1 protein-coding gene is annotated in these 276 nt (G+C 72.5%); it reads left to right on the forward strand.

Going from position 1 to position 276, the window contains the following annotated elements:
- Window positions 1-249: hypothetical protein (locus CVH10_RS20095; RefSeq protein ID WP_219924885.1), on the forward strand; the 249-nt coding region annotated here is incomplete at its 5' end.
- Window positions 250-276: the final 27 nt, after the last annotated feature.

The following is a 276-nucleotide window of genomic DNA, read 5'->3' on the forward strand; positions in this document are numbered from 1 at the left end:
CCCGCCGTGCTGGAGGCCGCCATTCACACCGGGGCCGACGTGACCGGCTGCCTGCCTCAGGGCGAGTTCCAGCGCCGCCTGGGGGTTCACGCCCGCGCCGAAGCGTTGAAGACCGCCCGGCCCGCCGCCGCGCCGGTGATCGACCGCCAGCTTCATCGCCTGACTGACGACGACCAGATGGGCGTCCTGTTCAAGGCCGCCGCCATCTTCGCGCCCCGCGCCCTGGTCGTGCCCGGCTGGGACGTCTGATAGAAGGGCGGACATGACCGACCTGGC

The sequence above is a fragment of the Halomonas sp. ND22Bw genome, assembly GCF_003011945.1.
Classification (GTDB): Bacteria; Pseudomonadota; Gammaproteobacteria; order Pseudomonadales; family Halomonadaceae; genus Halomonas; species Halomonas halophila.